We start from the raw sequence: 16,532 nt of genomic DNA, 5'->3' as shown, positions 1-16,532 counted from the left end.
TATTTTTCTCCTTTTTTTTGCGCGATATGGCTTTTTCTACAAAAAAATCATTGATATTTTATCAGATATAGCATAGAATACACGAGAGAATGAGAATCATTCTCAATGAGTGTGAGAGGAGTATCCAATGAAGAAAAGCTATCTCTTCCTTTTATTATTGATATTAACCATTATTTCTTTGTTTGTGGGCGTGCACGGCGTTTCTATTACGGGCTTACTTGAAGGCGACGAGATTGAGCGGATGTTATTTATCAAGACACGTTTTCCACGGACAATTAGCTTAATTCTAGCGGGTGGGATGTTAAGTGTTGGAGGAAAAATTATGCAACACTTAATGCAAAACAAATTCGTTTCGGAAGGGACGATTGGCATGATGGACAGTGCACGATTAGGGATTTTAATCGTTATGATTTTCTTGCCTAATAGTTCCGTTTTAACGCGCTCCTTGGCGGCTTTTGTTTTTGCTTATGTCGGGGTTCTCTTATTCTTAAGTCTAAGTAAAGTCTTGCCTAAAGGAGATCCGATGATTTTACCGCTAACAGGCGTTATGTTTGGGAATATTATTGGCGCGATTGCGACGTTTTTAGCGTATCAATTCCAAGTCGTCCAAAATGTTTCTTCCTGGTTACAAGGAAATTTTGCGACAGTCATGGAGGGGAGTTACGAATTAATCTATGTGACGATTCCTGTCTTTATTTTATTATATTTCTTAGGTTATCAAATCACGATTGCAGGTTTAGGGTCAGAACTTTCCACTAACCTAGGACTAAACCACCAACGATTGCAATGGATTGTTTTCGCTTTGGTCGCGTTAGGGAGTAGTTCGGTCTTATTAATGGTTGGCGCGATTCCTTTTCTAGGCGTGGTGGTTCCCAATTTAGTCTCACTGTTTTACGGCGATCATTTTAAAAACACGATGGGACTGACTGCGATTTTTGGCGCGATTTTCTTATTAGTTTGTGATATTATTGCTCGAGTTTTAATTGCGCCTTATGAAATCCCAGTCAGTGTCGTAGTCGGTGTCATTGGCGGCGCGCTCTTTTTATTCTTATTAATGAGGAGGAAACAAGCATGAAAATATCCTCTTATTGGCTTAAAATTATCGGTTTACTCGTCTTGTGTGCACTATTTAGTACGCTCTATTTAACATACAACACGTACGGGAATTTTGCCTTTGCCTTTGCGCTTCGTGGAAAAAAAATTCTCGCCTTCATCCTTGTTGCCTTGGCGACGTCAGTCAGTACCATCTCGTTTCAAACATTGACCCGTAATCAATTTTTGACGCCAGGCATTTTAGGATTAGATAATTTTTATATTTTGATTCAAACATTGCTCTTTTTCTTCATTGGTGGCGTGACCATGCTCTCGCAAGAATCGATTTGGATGTTTTTAGCAAACATTCTTCTAATGAGTTTGTTCAGCGTCCTATTCTTACTTTATTTCATGGAAAAAGCTACCGGGAATTTGTTCTTACTTCTAATGGTAGGGATGGTCGCTGGAACGCTATTTTCAAGTTTAAGCACGTTTTTACAAGTATTGATGGATCCAAATGAATATGATTTACTTCAAGGTCGACTGTTTGCCAGTTTTGGGAACGTCAATCACCAGCATTTACTTGTTTCTGCTGTGATTATTTTGCTGGCTACTTTTCATCTTTGGCGGGTAGCACCTGAGTTGAACATCTTATTACTCGGAATCGATCCAGCAAAGAATCTCGGAATTAATATTCACCTTTTTCAAAAGAAGACGTTGTTTAGTATTGTGATTTTGACAGGGACTGCGACAGCCTTAGTCGGTCCGACAATCTTCTTAGGTTTTATAGTCGCAACGATTAGTTATCGTTTATTTTATACGTATCGACACCAACAATTGTTTTTAGGAAGTTTTTTAATTGGTGTTTTACTCTTGATTAGCGGTCAATTCTTAGTTGAACAAGTGTTTCAATGGAAAACGACAATTAGTGTCGTGATTCAATTTAGTGGCGGTATTTTCTTTGTTGGAAAAATTATCGCAGAGAGGAAGCAAACATGATTAGAGCCGGGAATATTTCGAAAAATTATGGCGAAAAGAAAATTTTAGAAGCGATTGATATTGAGTTGCCAAAAGAAAAATTAATTGCATTTATTGGGCCAAATGGTGCTGGAAAAAGTACATTTTTATCTCTAATTAGCGGATTGCAAGCTCAAAGTACGGGTGATATTTATTTAGACCAACAAGAAATCCGGAATTGGAAATCAAAAGAATTAGCCCAAAAATTAGCGATTTTAAAGCAAAGTAATGGCATTCAGTTGAATATCTCTGTTTATGATTTGATTTCGTTTGGACGTTTTCCGTATAATCGCGGAAAATTGACCGCAGAAGATCACCACATCATTGAAACGGCGATTGCCCAAATGGAACTGGCTGACTTAAAAGAGTCCTCAATTCATGCCTTATCCGGCGGCCAATTGCAACGAGTCTATATCGCGATGATTCTTGCGCAAGACACGGATTATATCTTACTGGATGAACCACTTAATAACCTTGATTTAAATCATGCCAATCAAATGATGCACTTGCTTAAGAAACTCGTTGAAGAACACCATAAAACGGTCGTGATCGTGTTACATGATATCAATTTTGCGGCTGGTTTTGCAGATTATATTGTGGCGATGAAAGACGGGAAAATTTTCGCTAAAGGCTCAACAAATGAAATTATTCAGCCCGAAGTACTCAATCAGCTGTACGGTATGAATGTCAAAATCTGTGAAATTGAAGGAAAACGATTCTGTATGTATTTCCATTAACCTTAAAAATAAGTAATAGAATAATTGGAGGAATAATAATGAAAAAAATCGTATTAAAAGGCTTCTTATTACTAACATTTACAGCTCTTTTAGCTGCATGTTCGACAAATGAGACAACAACAGAAAGTGGTCAATCACAAGAATCATCGCAAGCAGTCAAAACAGAGTTAGAAATTACCGATAGCAATGGCCCATTGACGGTTCCATATCAACCCAAAAAAGTAGTGGTATTTGATTTTAGTACCTTAGATACGCTGCGTGTTTTAGGCGTAAGTGATACGGTTGTGGCGACACCGGTGGATAGCTTACCTGATTACTTAGATACCTTTGATGCGTTGGAATCAGCAGGCGGCATTAAAGAACCTGATTTAGAAAAAATTAATCAATTACAACCTGACTTAATTATTATCTCCGGTCGTCAACAAGACTTCCAAGCAGATTTAGAAAAGATTGCGCCAACGATGTTTTTAAATGTTGATACGACAAACACGTGGGAATCAATTCAACACAACGTGACGACGATTGGAGAAATTTTTGGGAAAGAAAAAGAAGCCCAAGAAGAACTCGCAAACTTAGCAACAATGATTGACGAGACAAAAGAAAAAGCAGAAGCAAGTAACTTAAAAGCTTTAACATTGTTAATTAATGAAGGTAGTCTATCTGCTTATGGTGCAGGTTCACGCTTCTCGATTTTACACGATACTTTTGGCTTTGCGCAAGCGGACGAAAACATTGAAGCTTCAACTCATGGACAAAGTGTTTCATATGAATATGTTTTAAAAAATAATCCTGATTTGATTTTTGTCATTGATCGCACAAAAGCCATTGGTGGCGATACTTCGCAAAATTCGTTAGTTGAGAATGAACTCGTGCAACAAACAACAGCTGGTGAGAATGACCAAGTCGTGTCATTAGATCCCCAAGTCTGGTATTTAGCAGGATCAGGAATTGAATCGTTAAAATTAATGATTGAAGATGTCAATCAAGCATTTAAATAACCAAAAGACGAGGTGAGTCGGCTATTTTAGCGACTCCCTTTTTTAGATTCCACAGGTCCTGTATCATTAGTTGGAAAATCAATTGATCTTATAATTGAGAATAGCACCGTCTAATTGAGAATGAAAATCAATTAGACGGTGTTCTTGTGTTTTTATATATTAATAATATTTTCTTAAGCTTATTGGTTGAATTATCAATTATATTTAGGTATAGTTTTAATTAGAGATATTACTCTCAAATAATTATTCTAATTGGAGGATTTATATTATGTCATTAATCGGAAAAGAAATGGTTGAGTTTCAAGCGAATGCGTATCATAAAGGTGAGTTTATCGAAGTCTCATCAGAAGATTTCAAAGGAAAGTGGAATATTGTTTGTTTTTATCCTGCTGACTTCACTTTTGTCTGTCCAACAGAATTAGAAGATTTACAAGATCAATATGCAACCTTACAAGATTTGGGTGTCGAAGTTTATTCTGTGTCAACGGATACTCACTTTACTCATAAAGCATGGCACGACAATTCAGACGCAATTGGCAAAATTGAATATATCATGATTGGCGATCCTTCTCATATCATTTCTCAGGGATTTGATGTTTTAGGTGAAGATGGCTTAGCACAACGTGGAACATTTATAATTGACCCAGATGGCATTGTGCAAGCAATGGAAATCAATGCGGATGGTATCGGCCGTGATGCAAGTACATTAATCGATAAAATCCGTGCAGCGCAATACGTTCGCACACATCCAGGTGAAGTTTGCCCTGCAAAATGGAAAGAAGGCGCAGAAACGCTAAAACCAAGTTTAGATTTAGTAGGTAAAATTTAATCACAGGAGGTGTTTTTTTCGATGGCTTTAGATAAAGAAATCAAAGAGCAATTAGCGCAATATTTAGCGTTATTAGAATCAGAGGTCGTTTTTCAAGCAAGTCTTGCTTCTGACGACAATTCAATCAAAGTGAAAGAATTTTTGGAAGAGATTGTCGCGATGTCACCTATGATTTCCCTAGAAGAACTTTCATTAAGTCGGACGCCAAGTTTTAAAATTGCGAAAAAAGGACAAACAAGTGGTGTCGAATTCGCCGGTCTTCCGTTAGGCCATGAATTCACGTCATTTATCTTGGCTTTACTTCAAGTGAGTGGTCGTGCGCCTAAAGTGGATGATACGGTCATTCAACAAATTAAAGCTATTGACCAACCACTTTCCTTTGAAACGTATGTTAGTTTAACCTGTCATAACTGTCCAGATGTGGTCCAAGCGTTAAATATTATGGCAGTTGTGAATCCGCTGATTTCTCATGTCATGATTGAAGGCGGCATGTTCCAAGAAGAAGTCGAAGCGAAAAAAATTATGGCCGTTCCAACGGTTCTTTTAGACGGGGAAGAATTTGCAAGTGGTCGTTTAACCATTGAACAATTACTTGAAATGATTACCGGACCTGCGAGTGCCGACGAGTTTAAAGACAAAGGCGTCTTTGATGTTTTAGTTGTTGGTGGCGGACCAGCCGGTAACAGTGCTGCAATCTATGCCGCTCGTAAAGGAATTAAAACAGGGATGGTCGTGGATACTTACGGTGGCCAAGTGATGGATACTGTTGGAATCGAAAATATGATTGGGACTTCTTACACGGAAGGACCAAAGCTAATGGCACAAATCGAAGCGCACGCGAAAGATTATTCCATTGATATCATGAAAAATCAACGAGCGAAAGCAATTCGTAAAGCGGAACTCATTGAAGTAGAATTAGAAAATGGGGCTATTTTAAAAACAAAAACAGCCATTCTTTCTGTAGGTGCGAACTGGCGTAATGTCAATGTACCGGGAGAAGAAGAATTCCGTACAAAAGGTGTCACCAATTGTCCGCATTGCGATGGACCATTGTTTACTGGGAAAGATGTGGCCGTTATCGGTGGCGGTAATTCCGGTATCGAAGCAGCATTAGACCTTGCTGGCTTAGCAAAACATGTCTATGTCTTAGAATTCTTACCTGAATTACGAGCAGACCAAGTCTTGCAAGATCGGGCAAATGCTTTAGAAAATATTACGATCATTAAAAATGCAGCAACGACTGAAATTACTGGAACGGATGAAGTCAATGGGATTTCATATACCGATCGTGAAACGAATGAGGATCACCACATCGCGTTACAAGGTGTTTTTGTGCAAATTGGATTAGTGCCAAATACCGCTTGGTTGAAAGATTCAATCGTCGAATTAAATCCACGTGGCGAAATCACCGTTGATCACCACGGCATGACCAATGTAGAAGGCATCTTTGCGGCAGGAGACTGTACGGATAGTGCGTACAAACAAATTATCATCTCGATGGGATCAGGTGCAACGGCAGCATTAGGCGCATTTGATTACTTAATTCGTCAGTAATCGATAAGATAAAAAACAAGTTCATCTTTGTGGTGGACTTGTTTTTTTGATTGATTGAATCTTAGGAGTGTAAGCCATTTAATCACTTTGATTCGATGACGTTCATTACTTAAGGTTTCGAGGAATCTTTAAAAAGAACGTTTGTTAGAATTGACTTTCCTATGGATTCTTTGGTATATTAGCTGAGTAGAACAAAACTAAAATAATAAAATGGTTGGGCTAATAGCTTCAAGGATCATATTCTTCAAGGGGTGAGAAGAATGTATTTGAAGTGGCTTTTGAACTTTTAGAGCATACTTCTGTATTTGGAAGTATGCTCTTTTTTTTTATTTAGAAAGGGGGATATACATTTTGAAAGAAGCTTTAGAAAGAATCCGTTTAGCGGAAGAACAAAATAAAGAAGCTGAACGTGCGATGATTGACGAATTAGATCACTATCAAATCGAAAAACAACAAGCGTTACAAGCGATTCAAACGCAACAAAAAAACCAACGGAAAGAAATCATTCAACAGCTTGAACGCGAATTGTTAGAAAAAGAAAATGACCTGCAAAACCGTCTTTTAGCAGAAGCGACAGAAAGTCAAATGAAAGACGAAGCACGCTATCAGCAACAAAAGGATCAAATGATTGCGCAAATTATAAATGAAATGAGGGAGAATTATGGCTGTTAATCGCTTAACCAAGATGACTCTCTTAGCAGAAAATCGTCACCACGATTCACTCTTAAAAAGTTTACAACGATTTCAAAGTGTTGAAATCGAAGATATTTTTGAGAACCAAGAGAATCAGGAATGGTTAGAAGCTTATTTCCCAGCATTAGAAGAAGTCGATCAAACGAAAGAACAACTATATGTTCAATGGTTGCATCAGATTGAAAAAAGTATTGTTTTTATTCGCGACAATGGATCTGTCAAACAAAAAATTAAAGATCTACCGCGCAAAAGCTATACACTGAATGAATTAGAAGCCCGTTTTAATGAAGAAGCCTTAGTCAGTTTGTTAAACCAAGTCGCTCAGCTACAAAAAAGTTGGGATGAAAACACGAAGAAACTGACTTACTGGCAACAGGCAGAAGATTGGGCGAATCAGTGGCTACAATACGATGTTTCTCCAACTGAGCAACTGGACTCTGCAGAAGCAGTACAAGCAAAAGTGGCTGCGGAATCATGGGAAAGTGTTGAAACGTACTTAACGCAGCAAAAAGACGTTTATTACGAGCTAAATTATAGTTCTGAAAAAGAAATCAAATTTAGTTTTGTCGCCTTAAATGAACGCTCCGCGACAGTGCAAGCTGAATTAATTACTTTTGGTGTCAGCATTGAACAAAACCCTTATGACGAAAGTCCCGCTACGTTATTACCAAAGGCGAAAAAAGCTCTGAAAGAATGTGTCGAAACGTCTAAGGCACTCACAAGCGAAATTGGGTATTTAAAGGGTCAAGTTTCGATTCTACAATTGAACGAAGAAGTATTACTGGCGCGTTTAGCAAGAGAACGAGCGAAAGAACATTTGGTCTTAGCTAAATACTTAGTCGTGATACGTGCGTGGGTCAATGAAGAAGATCAAGAACTATTGATGAATCAACTACAAGCAGAACATGATCAGGCCTTGTTCTTTTCATTTGAATCACCGACAAAAGAACAAATCATGGAAAATAAAGTCCCAACCAAATTAAGAAATAATCGTTTTGTTTCGCCGTTTGAAATTCTGACAGGGATGTATTCTGTTCCTAAGTATGAAGAAATTGACCCAACACCATGGATGGCACCTTTTTATCTCGTCTTCTTTGGAATGATGGTCGCTGATTTAGGCTATGGTTTCTTAACGTTTATCGGTACGACACTTGCTTTAAAATATCTCATCTTACCGAGAGGAACTGAAAAATTTGTCCGTCTATTTCAAATCTTATCTATTTCGATTATGATTTGGGGCGGAATTTACGGAAGTTTGTTCGGTGTTTCCTTACCGTTCCAATTACTCGTGCCAACGGAAGATTTTATGACAATTTTCGTATTATCGCTCGTTTTCGGTGGGATCCAAATTTATACTGGATTATTCTTAGCAGCCAAAGAACATATCAAGAAAAAAGATTATCTCAGTGCTGTTAGTAAAGGGTTCTCTTGGCAAGGGATTCTGACCGGGATCTTTATTGCTGCAGCGGGTAGCTTATTCTTAGACTCACCTCTACTCACAACTATTGGTACCTATTTAGCACTCTTTTGTGCCTTTTTGGTTCTATTGATTCCGATGATTCAAAGCAAATCAAAAGTAGGTGGGTTCTTTAGTGGATTGTATGAGTTATATGGAGTTACTGGTTATATTGGCGACTTTGTCAGTTATAGTCGTTTAATGGCTCTAGGAATCTCAGGCGGGAGTATCGCAATGGCATTTAACATGCTTGTTGCAACGATGCCAACTGCCGCGCGATATTCTGTCGGAATTTTATTATTAGTGGCGTTACATGCGTTAAACATTTTCCTATCAATGTTAGGCGCTTATGTCCATGCGGCAAGGTTACAGTATGTTGAGTTTTTCGGGAAATTTTATGAAGGTGGCGGACGGCCTTTTCAAACGTTCAAAACAGCAGAAAAATATATCAATGTCGATGAAAAAAATGGAGGAAATCAATCATGATCAATTATATTTTAGAAAATAACGCCGGTGTATTATTTGCCATTTTAGCAATGGGAACAGCAACAATCTTTGCAGGAATCGGTTCTGCCATTGGGGTAGGGAAAGCCGGAGAAGCAGCGGCTGCTTTAATGACAAACCAACCTGAAAAATTTGGTCAGTCTTTAATCTTACAATTACTCCCTGCAACACAAGGATTATATGGTTTTGCGATTGCGGCGATGATCTTTACTAGCATCTCACCTGATATGGATATTGTCACTGGCTTATCTTATCTAGGCGCTTCTTTACCGGTAGCATTCACTGGTTTATCTTCTGCGATTCCTCAAGGGAAAGTAGCGGCTGCTGGTATTCAAATTTTAGCGAAAAAACCAGAGCATTTCTTTAAAGGTGTAATGTACGCGGTAATGGTAGAGATGTATGCTATTTTAGGTTTCGTTATTTCATTCTTACTCTTAGGTAGTATCTAATCAACCTTAAAGGAGGAATATCAGATGGATGCAATCGATGTGATTATCGAAAAAATAAACGAACAAGGAAATACTGAACGAAATGACTATAAGAACAATCGTTTAGCGGAAATTGAAACAAATTATCTCGTGGAAGAACGAAAAATCAATAAAGAACATGAACTTCAATTAGCGAGACAAACTGAACAAGTCCATAAACAAGCCCAGCAACGAATCAATCGATTGACCGTCGAAGCACGACAAGATGCATTAAAGAAAAAACAAAGCTATCTAGAACGTTTGTTCGATGAAGTTGCCGTTGTAATGTCTGAATGGTCAATAGAAGAAACACAAGCCTTTGCCTTTGGCGTGTTAAAAACGTTGCAATTAAAACAAGCAACATTCATCCCTGGTGGTTTAATGGATTCATCTATCTTTACGACCGAGTGGATCACAGAAACAGCAAAAAAATTAGACATGTCATTGACGCTTGCACCAACAAGTAAAACCCTTGAATATGGTTTTTTGGTCGAACATGAAGGCGTTCAATATAACTTTTTCTATCGCGACTTATTATTAGAAGAGCGAAAAAATAAAGGACGCGAATTTATGCAAGTGTTATTTTCATAAGGAGGAGCCGATATGAACAATAGCTATCATACAGTCAATCCCATTATTCGGATTAAAGAAAATGAACTGCTGTCAAAGGATACCTTTGAACAACTCATTCAAGCGCCGAATTTTGAAAAAGTGGCTGAAATTTTAGCGCCAACGGTCTACGGTAAATATTTAGGAGAAAATTTTCAATACGATTTTGAAAAATCACTAAATCAAGAGCTCGTCCAAACGTATGGGGAATTGATTGAAATCATTCCAAACCCCTCATTAATTTGGTTGTATACGATGCGCTATACGATTCATAATTTAAAAGTATTAACGAAAGCCGATAAAATTAAAGAAAATTACGATTACCTTTTTATTCCGGATGGTTTTTTTACCATCGATGAGTTAAAAGCCGCGATTGAAACAGGAGAATCGAGCACTCTGCCTGTATCAGTTGTCAAAAGTATTCAAGAAGTGCGCGACTATTTTGAAGAGTCTCGCATTTTACAAGGAATCGATGTCATTTATGACCGCTTTTATCTTAGCGAGCAATATCACTTAGCGAAGTCATTAAAAGATGAAGCGATTTTGCAAGCGATAGTAGCGACGATTGATTTGAAGAATATTATGACGACAGCTCGATGTCTGTTACAAAAGCGTTCGTATGCCTTTATGTCGGCAGTGATTTCGGAGTATGGGAGTATCGATAAAGAGCTGCTGTTAGATTTTTCAACTCGACCGCTTTCAGAATTAATCGAGTTTCTATTACAAAGTGACTATCGTGATTTAATTGGCCCAGCCTTGAGTAGTGAGGAAATTGATTTTTCACGCTTAAGTGTATTAACAGATAATTATTTAACGACGATTTTACAAGTGGCCCAAACGCAAGCATTCGGTCCCTTACCGCTATTAGCTTTTTTAAATGCAAAAGATATCGAGGTCACGAACTTACGGCTAATTATTGTTGGCAAGCGCAGTGGCTTTACGAAAGAAGCGATGTATGAAAGGATGCGGACACTTTATGACTTATAAAATTGGCGTCATTGGTGATAAAGAATCCATTATGCCATTTAAATTATTTGGTTTCAGTGTTTTCTACGGTATCAGTGAGACCGTCATCAGTGAGAGTTTAGATCAGATGATCGAAGAAGGCTATGGCGTTATTTATATTACAGAAGCATGTGCCAAACAAGTTTCACAAAAACTAGAAAAAACAAGAACGTTAGTGACCCCAGCAATCGTCTTAATTCCTGATCATGATGGATCGTTAGGCATTGGTTTGAGTGCGGTCCAAAAAAACGTTGAAAAAGCAGTAGGACAAAATATCTTATAAAGGAGCAGAACAAATGGAAATTGGGACAATTGTAAAAGTTTCAGGTCCATTAGTCATGGCTGAAAATATGGGACATGCGAGTATTCAAGATATTTGTTATGTCGGAGATTTAGGTGTGATTGGTGAAATTATTGAGATGCGCGGTGACGTCGCATCGATTCAAGTATATGAAGAAACTTCTGGTATCGGACCAGGTGAACCGGTTAAATCGACTGGAGAAGCACTTTCCGTCGAACTTGCTCCAGGATTACTCGCACAGATGTTTGATGGGATACAACGACCACTCGATGTCTTTGCCCAACAAACACAAAGTCATTTTTTAACAAGAGGGGTGCAATTGCCAGCACTTGATCATGAGAAAAAATGGGACTTCCAGCCTATGGCGCAAGTAGGCGATGTAGTGGAGACTGGGGATATTTTAGGAACGGTTCAAGAAACAAAAGTAATTACGCATAAAGTGATGGTTCCTCCTGGCGTTAAAGGAGTTATTCAAGAAATTTATGCGGGTGCCTTTACGATTGACGAAACGATTACGTTGATTCAAACCGATAAAGAAATCCAGCCCGTTGCAATGTTACAAAAATGGCCTGTTCGCCGTGCGCGACCAGTGCGCGAAAAACGCAATCCAGATGCCCCGATGATCACTGGACAACGTGTCATTGATACGTTCTTCCCTGTGACTAAAGGCGGCGCTGCGGCAGTACCAGGACCCTTTGGTGCAGGTAAAACCGTCGTGCAACATCAAATTGCGAAATGGTCAGATGTTGATTTAGTTGTTTATGTTGGTTGTGGCGAACGCGGAAATGAAATGACGGACGTAATGAACGAGTTCCCAGAATTAATTGACCCGAACACGGGAGAATCATTAATGGAAAGAACGGTATTGATTGCCAATACGTCAAATATGCCCGTAGCAGCGCGTGAAGCCTCGATTTATACGGGTATTACGATTGCTGAATACTTCCGCGATATGGGATACTCGGTAGCAATCATGGCCGATTCGACGTCACGTTGGGCAGAAGCATTACGTGAAATGTCAGGTCGTTTAGAAGAAATGCCGGGCGATGAAGGGTATCCAGCCTATTTAGGTAGTCGCTTAGCCGAATATTATGAGCGTGCCGGACGTGTTGTTACACTAGGGAAAGACCGACGCGAAGGAAGTATTACAGCGATTAGTGCGGTTTCACCATCAGGGGGAGACATTTCAGAACCGGTGACTCAAAATACGTTACGAGTTGTAAAAGTCTTTTGGGGGCTTGATTCGATTTTAGCGCAACAACGTCATTTCCCATCCATCGACTGGCTGCAAAGTTATTCGCTCTATCTTTCAGAAGTAGGGGAGTATCTCGATCAACAATTGCAAGTCGATTGGTCTGGTCTCGTCACTGAAGCGATGCGGATATTACAAAAAGAATCTGAACTAAATGAAATTGTCCGTTTAGTTGGGGTTGATTCCTTATCGGGTCGCGACCAATTAACGCTTGAAACCTCTAAACAATTACGAGAAGATTATTTACAACAAAATGCGTTTGATGATGTCGATACGTTTACTTCTCGTGAAAAGCAATATCAAATGCTAAAAACAATTGTGTTGTTCCACGAAGAAGGTCAAAAAGCCCTTGAATTAGGTGCGTATTTACCTGAAATTATGGCTGGAACAGTGCAATTAAGAGATCGAATCGCTCGAATGAAATACGTTCCAGAAGATGCGATTGAATCGATTATAGCATTAGAAAAAGAAATCAAAGAAACGATGAGAACTATTTTACAAAAAGGAGGAATGTAACTTGATTAAAGAATATAAAACAATTGGTGAAGTCGTCGGTCCATTAATGGCAGTCGATCGCGTAGCTGGTGTCAAGTATGAAGAATTAATTGAAGTACGCCTCCAAAACGGTGAAATCCGCCAAGGTCAGGTTTTAGAAGTACAAGAAGACAAAGCCTTAGTGCAAATTTTCGAAGGAACTTCAGGGATTAATTTACGTGATTCAGCCGTGCGTTTTTTAGGACATCCTTTAGAACTAGGCGTATCAGAAGATATGGTGGGTCGCGTATTTGATGGCCTTGGTCGTCCAAGAGATGGTGGCGCAGATATTATTCCTGAAAAAATGATGGATATCAACGGAGAAGTAATCAATCCGATTTCTCGTGATTACCCCGATGAGTTCATTCAAACTGGTATTTCTTCCATTGATCATTTAAATACACTCGTTCGTGGCCAAAAATTACCCGTATTTTCAGGTTCTGGCTTACCTCATAAAGAATTAGCCGCTCAAATCGCGCGCCAAGCAACGGTATTAAATCAAAATGACGATTTTGCGGTCGTTTTTGCAGGAATTGGGATTACGTTTGAAGAAGCAGAATACTTTATGGAAAATTTCCGTCAAACGGGAGCGATTGATCGTTCCGTCGTCTTCATGAATCTAGCGAATGACCCTGCAATTGAGCGGATTGCAACACCGAAAATGGCCCTAACAGCAGCCGAATACTTAGCATACGAAAAAGGCATGCATGTTCTAGTCATTATGACGGATATGACGAACTACTGTGAAGCGTTACGTGAAATCTCTGCGGCTCGCCGTGAAGTTCCTGGTCGTCGTGGGTACCCAGGTTATCTTTATACAAACTTAGCAACCCTCTATGAACGTGCAGGGCGCATTCATGGTCTTAAAGGATCCGTTACGCAGATTCCGATTTTAACGATGCCAGAAGATGATAAAACCCATCCAATCCCTGACTTAACCGGTTATATTACTGAAGGACAAATTATCTTATCTCGTGATCTTTATAAAAAAGGAATCGAGCCACCGATTGATGTTCTACCATCGCTTTCTCGTTTGAAAGATAAAGGAACAGGCGAAGGAAAGACACGGATTGATCACGCACCAACAATGAACCAGTTATTTTCTGCTTATGCGCAAGGTAAACAAGCAAAAGAACTTGCGGTAGTCTTGGGTGAATCGGCTCTTTCTGAGACCGATCGCATTTATGCAAAATTTGCTGAACGTTTCGAAGAAGAGTACGTCAATCAAGGATATCAAACGAACCGTTCCATTATTGAAACGCTCGACTTAGGCTGGGAGCTATTGAACATGCTACCTCGAACTGAGTTAAAACGAATCAAAGATGAAATGATTGACGAATATCTGCCAGAAAAGAGGTAGAAACATATGGCAATTAAAAATGTGAATCCCACAAGAATGGAACTCGCCCGATTATCAAAACAATTGGGAACAGCAAAAAGAGGGCATAAGCTTTTAAAAGATAAGCAAGATGAACTCATGCGACAATTTATCTTGTTGATTCGTGAAAATAATGTCCTTCGAAAACAAGTTGAAAAAGAAATGACCCACGCTATGAAAGCTTTTCGTTTAGCGAATGCGACATTGAACGAAAATTTCATTGAAGAATTATTTATTTTACCTGCTACCGAAGTGTCCCTTGATATTTCAGAAAAGAATATCATGAGTGTAGTTGTACCAGTGATGAACTTTGATTATAATGAGACGTACACCGATACACCTTTAGAGTATGGCTTTTTAAATTCAAATGTTCCACTGGATTTATCCATTGAACGCTTTACAAGTGTTTTACCTCAATTACTCAAATTAACGGAAGTTGAAAAAACATGTCAGTTAATGGCCGAGGAAATTGAAAAAACAAGACGACGAGTGAATGCTTTGGAATATATGACGATTCCTGAACTGGAAGAAACGATTTATTTCATCAAAATGAAACTCGAAGAAAACGAGCGGGCAAGTGTAACACGAATGATTAAAGTCAAAAATATGGGTAAATAACATATAGTGAGGCTAATCTTAAGATGAGTAAAATAAAAGAAAAGAACATTACCGCTCCGCAATTAATTACTTATGGTTTTGCAACCATTATTTTGGTAGGGGCAACACTATTGTCTCTACCAATTTCTTCTCAAACTGGCGAAGCAACAAACTTTTTAGATGCCTTATTTACTGCCACTTCAGCGACTTGTGTCACTGGATTAACCACTTTAACGACGGCTACTCATTGGAGTACTTTTGGCCATCTCGTGATTTTGACGATGATTGAACTTGGAGCATTAGGATTTATGTCCTTACCTGTACTTTTTTATTTAGTCACACGTAAAAAAGTTGGATTAGGCATGCGTATACTGCTTCAACAATCACTAAACTCTGATCGACGTACGGGTGAGGTGAGCTTAATGATTTATATCTTAAAAAATGCGCTCTTAATTCAACTAGCTGGTTTTTTATTATTAGCTATCGATTTTATTCCCCGATTCGGTTGGAAAAAGGGAACATGGTTTAGTCTATTTCATGCAGTATCCGCCTTTGGAAATGCCGGTTTTGACTTGTTTGGTGATAGTTTAGTCGGTTTTCAACAAAATCCTTGGGTTCTTTCCATTATTAGTGGTTTAATTATTTCTGGCGGTTTAGGCTTCCTCGTTTGGTCGGATGTTCTTTCTTATAAAAGTGTTCGACGAATTAGTTTACATAGCAAAATTGCCTTAATTGTCACTGCAACTCTTTTAATTTTTGGTACTCTGGGCTTTATGTTGACAGAAGGAAACGCTGCAAGCCTAGCAGAAGGGAACGTCATTCATCGATTTTTTAATACGATATTCATGTCGGTTACTCCTCGAACAGCTGGCTTTTTCTCTGTCGATTATGCATCAATGACGCATGCCGGTCTTTTGTTGACCATCATTTTAATGTTTATTGGTGGGACCTCAGGATCGACAGCTGGAGGATTTAAGACCACTACGTTTGGGATTTTGATCATTAAATTGGTGTGTATCTTTAAAGGAAAAGAGCATACGGAATTTAGGGGACGTACTATCAAAGAATCAACGGTATCAAGAGCGTTAGTCTTGTTCTTTTTACTCTTAACAATCGTCATCGTTAGTACAATGATCTTATCTATTACAGAAGTTGTTCCGGACGTTAATGAATTAGGATTAGAATATATCGTATTTGAAGTGGTTTCTGCTTTAGGTACAGTCGGTCTAACAATGGGCTTAACTCCGCAATTAACCGAAGTCGGTAAAATCATTATCTTATTACTTATGTTCATTGGTCGAGTTGGCATTATGACCGTCGTGTTCTCACTTGTGACACGCGGGCTTAACAAGAAACAGACCTTTAAATACCCAGAAGAATCCGTTATTATCGGGTAGTAAGACTGTGTAAGTTAAAACACGCTAAAAGTAGTTTATTAGACTACTTTTAGCGTGTTTTTATCTTTTAGCAATAAAGAAATGTCCAATTTTGAATTAAAAACTATGACTAGATAATAAATAGCATTTTGCTATTGCTATAATGAAGGTATTATAAATGTTGAGGTGCTAA

Annotated in this window: 16 protein-coding genes and 1 other annotated feature; all 16 genes read left to right on the top strand. The window is 38.6% G+C overall.

Annotated features, from left to right (window positions below):
- Positions 1–127 precede the first annotated feature (127 nt).
- The 16 genes from IGI68_RS10395 to IGI68_RS10320 all read left to right on the top strand — a co-directional run bounded on the left by IGI68_RS10395 (position 128) and on the right by IGI68_RS10320 (position 16,360).
- Positions 128–1,075 carry an ABC transporter permease gene (locus tag IGI68_RS10395; protein ID WP_071875645.1) on the top strand — a complete coding sequence of 316 codons (948 nt, stop codon included), beginning with the start codon at positions 128–130 and terminating at the stop codon, positions 1,073–1,075.
- Complete coding sequence (locus IGI68_RS10390; RefSeq protein WP_071875644.1) at positions 1,072–2,031, top strand: iron chelate uptake ABC transporter family permease subunit; 960 nt, start codon at positions 1,072–1,074, stop codon at positions 2,029–2,031. The genes IGI68_RS10395 and IGI68_RS10390 overlap by 4 nt, the downstream gene beginning before the upstream one ends.
- Positions 2,028–2,786 (top strand): iron ABC transporter ATP-binding protein, encoded by a 759-nt coding sequence (locus IGI68_RS10385; RefSeq protein WP_071875643.1) that lies wholly within the window; start codon positions 2,028–2,030, stop codon positions 2,784–2,786. The genes IGI68_RS10390 and IGI68_RS10385 overlap by 4 nt, the downstream gene beginning before the upstream one ends.
- Before the next feature lie 38 nt (positions 2,787–2,824).
- Positions 2,825–3,784: a siderophore ABC transporter substrate-binding protein gene (locus IGI68_RS10380; protein WP_438732680.1), complete on the top strand. Its 960-nt coding sequence runs from the start codon at positions 2,825–2,827 to the stop codon at positions 3,782–3,784.
- A 268-nt stretch (positions 3,785–4,052) separates the two neighbouring features.
- Complete coding sequence (gene ahpC / locus IGI68_RS10375) at positions 4,053–4,613, top strand: alkyl hydroperoxide reductase subunit C (RefSeq protein WP_438732678.1); 561 nt, start codon at positions 4,053–4,055, stop codon at positions 4,611–4,613.
- A gap of 21 nt (positions 4,614–4,634) precedes the next feature.
- The gene (gene ahpF, locus IGI68_RS10370) at positions 4,635–6,167 is read left to right on the top strand and encodes an alkyl hydroperoxide reductase subunit F (RefSeq protein WP_438732676.1); all 1,533 of its coding nucleotides are present in this window, start codon (positions 4,635–4,637) and stop codon (positions 6,165–6,167) included.
- 212 nt (positions 6,168–6,379) lie between these two features.
- Positions 6,380–6,428 (top strand) — a sequence feature (sodium ion sensor (DUF1646 type); this cis-regulatory element may regulate processes involved in with the transportation of sodium ions).
- Positions 6,429–6,518: 90 nt separating this feature from the next.
- A complete protein-coding gene (locus IGI68_RS10365; RefSeq protein WP_438732674.1) occupies positions 6,519–6,839 on the top strand; it encodes a hypothetical protein in 321 nt (106 codons plus the stop codon).
- Positions 6,829–8,802: a V-type ATP synthase subunit I gene (locus IGI68_RS10360; protein ID WP_438732672.1), complete on the top strand. Its 1,974-nt coding sequence runs from the start codon at positions 6,829–6,831 to the stop codon at positions 8,800–8,802. The genes IGI68_RS10365 and IGI68_RS10360 overlap by 11 nt, the downstream gene beginning before the upstream one ends.
- Positions 8,799–9,269 (top strand): V-type ATP synthase subunit K, encoded by a 471-nt coding sequence (locus tag IGI68_RS10355; RefSeq protein ID WP_071875637.1) that lies wholly within the window; start codon positions 8,799–8,801, stop codon positions 9,267–9,269. The genes IGI68_RS10360 and IGI68_RS10355 overlap by 4 nt, the downstream gene beginning before the upstream one ends.
- 24 nt (positions 9,270–9,293) lie before the next feature.
- Positions 9,294–9,878 carry a hypothetical protein gene (locus IGI68_RS10350; protein ID WP_438732670.1) on the top strand — a complete coding sequence of 195 codons (585 nt, stop codon included), beginning with the start codon at positions 9,294–9,296 and terminating at the stop codon, positions 9,876–9,878.
- Positions 9,879–9,890: 12 nt separating this feature from the next.
- Entirely contained in the window at positions 9,891–10,883 is a 993-nt protein-coding gene (locus IGI68_RS10345) for a V-type ATPase subunit (protein WP_438732668.1), read from the top strand.
- The gene (locus IGI68_RS10340; RefSeq protein WP_438732666.1) at positions 10,873–11,184 is read left to right on the top strand and encodes a V-type ATP synthase subunit F; all 312 of its coding nucleotides are present in this window, start codon (positions 10,873–10,875) and stop codon (positions 11,182–11,184) included. Before IGI68_RS10345 ends, IGI68_RS10340 begins: the two co-directional genes overlap by 11 nt.
- 13 nt (positions 11,185–11,197) lie before the next feature.
- Positions 11,198–12,970, top strand: coding sequence for a V-type ATP synthase subunit A (locus IGI68_RS10335; protein WP_438732664.1), 1,773 nt, complete (start codon positions 11,198–11,200; stop codon positions 12,968–12,970).
- 1 nt (position 12,971) lies between these two features.
- Positions 12,972–14,348: a V-type ATP synthase subunit B gene (locus IGI68_RS10330; protein WP_438732662.1), complete on the top strand. Its 1,377-nt coding sequence runs from the start codon at positions 12,972–12,974 to the stop codon at positions 14,346–14,348.
- A gap of 6 nt (positions 14,349–14,354) precedes the next feature.
- Positions 14,355–14,984 carry a V-type ATP synthase subunit D gene (locus IGI68_RS10325; RefSeq protein ID WP_071875631.1) on the top strand — a complete coding sequence of 210 codons (630 nt, stop codon included), beginning with the start codon at positions 14,355–14,357 and terminating at the stop codon, positions 14,982–14,984.
- Between the two features lie 23 nt (positions 14,985–15,007).
- Positions 15,008–16,360, top strand: a complete 1,353-nt coding sequence (locus tag IGI68_RS10320) for a TrkH family potassium uptake protein (RefSeq protein WP_438732660.1) — start codon at positions 15,008–15,010, stop codon at positions 16,358–16,360.
- Positions 16,361–16,532 lie beyond the last annotated feature (172 nt).

This window comes from Enterococcus sp. DIV1314a, from assembly GCF_051713805.1.
GTDB classification, from domain to species: domain Bacteria; phylum Bacillota; class Bacilli; order Lactobacillales; family Enterococcaceae; genus Enterococcus_I; species Enterococcus_I aquimarinus.
The sequence above is the reverse complement of the archived record's forward strand: the minus strand, read 5'-3'. Positions and strand labels throughout refer to the sequence as shown.

What these genes read in the sequence shown, in the direction of transcription:
- IGI68_RS10395 (WP_071875645.1), top strand. Translation starts at nt 128, where the DNA reads ATGAAGAAAAGCTATCTCTTCCTTTTATTATTGATATTAACCATTATT.
- IGI68_RS10390 (WP_071875644.1), top strand. Translation starts at nt 1,072, where the DNA reads ATGAAAATATCCTCTTATTGGCTTAAAATTATCGGTTTACTCGTCTTG.
- IGI68_RS10385 (WP_071875643.1), top strand. Translation starts at nt 2,028, where the DNA reads ATGATTAGAGCCGGGAATATTTCGAAAAATTATGGCGAAAAGAAAATT.
- IGI68_RS10380 (WP_438732680.1), top strand. Translation starts at nt 2,825, where the DNA reads ATGAAAAAAATCGTATTAAAAGGCTTCTTATTACTAACATTTACAGCT.
- ahpC (WP_438732678.1), top strand. Translation starts at nt 4,053, where the DNA reads ATGTCATTAATCGGAAAAGAAATGGTTGAGTTTCAAGCGAATGCGTAT.
- ahpF (WP_438732676.1), top strand. Translation starts at nt 4,635, where the DNA reads ATGGCTTTAGATAAAGAAATCAAAGAGCAATTAGCGCAATATTTAGCG.
- IGI68_RS10360 (WP_438732672.1), top strand. Translation starts at nt 6,829, where the DNA reads ATGGCTGTTAATCGCTTAACCAAGATGACTCTCTTAGCAGAAAATCGT.
- IGI68_RS10355 (WP_071875637.1), top strand. Translation starts at nt 8,799, where the DNA reads ATGATCAATTATATTTTAGAAAATAACGCCGGTGTATTATTTGCCATT.
- IGI68_RS10350 (WP_438732670.1), top strand. Translation starts at nt 9,294, where the DNA reads ATGGATGCAATCGATGTGATTATCGAAAAAATAAACGAACAAGGAAAT.
- IGI68_RS10345 (WP_438732668.1), top strand. Translation starts at nt 9,891, where the DNA reads ATGAACAATAGCTATCATACAGTCAATCCCATTATTCGGATTAAAGAA.
- IGI68_RS10340 (WP_438732666.1), top strand. Translation starts at nt 10,873, where the DNA reads ATGACTTATAAAATTGGCGTCATTGGTGATAAAGAATCCATTATGCCA.
- IGI68_RS10335 (WP_438732664.1), top strand. Translation starts at nt 11,198, where the DNA reads ATGGAAATTGGGACAATTGTAAAAGTTTCAGGTCCATTAGTCATGGCT.
- IGI68_RS10325 (WP_071875631.1), top strand. Translation starts at nt 14,355, where the DNA reads ATGGCAATTAAAAATGTGAATCCCACAAGAATGGAACTCGCCCGATTA.
- IGI68_RS10320 (WP_438732660.1), top strand. Translation starts at nt 15,008, where the DNA reads ATGAGTAAAATAAAAGAAAAGAACATTACCGCTCCGCAATTAATTACT.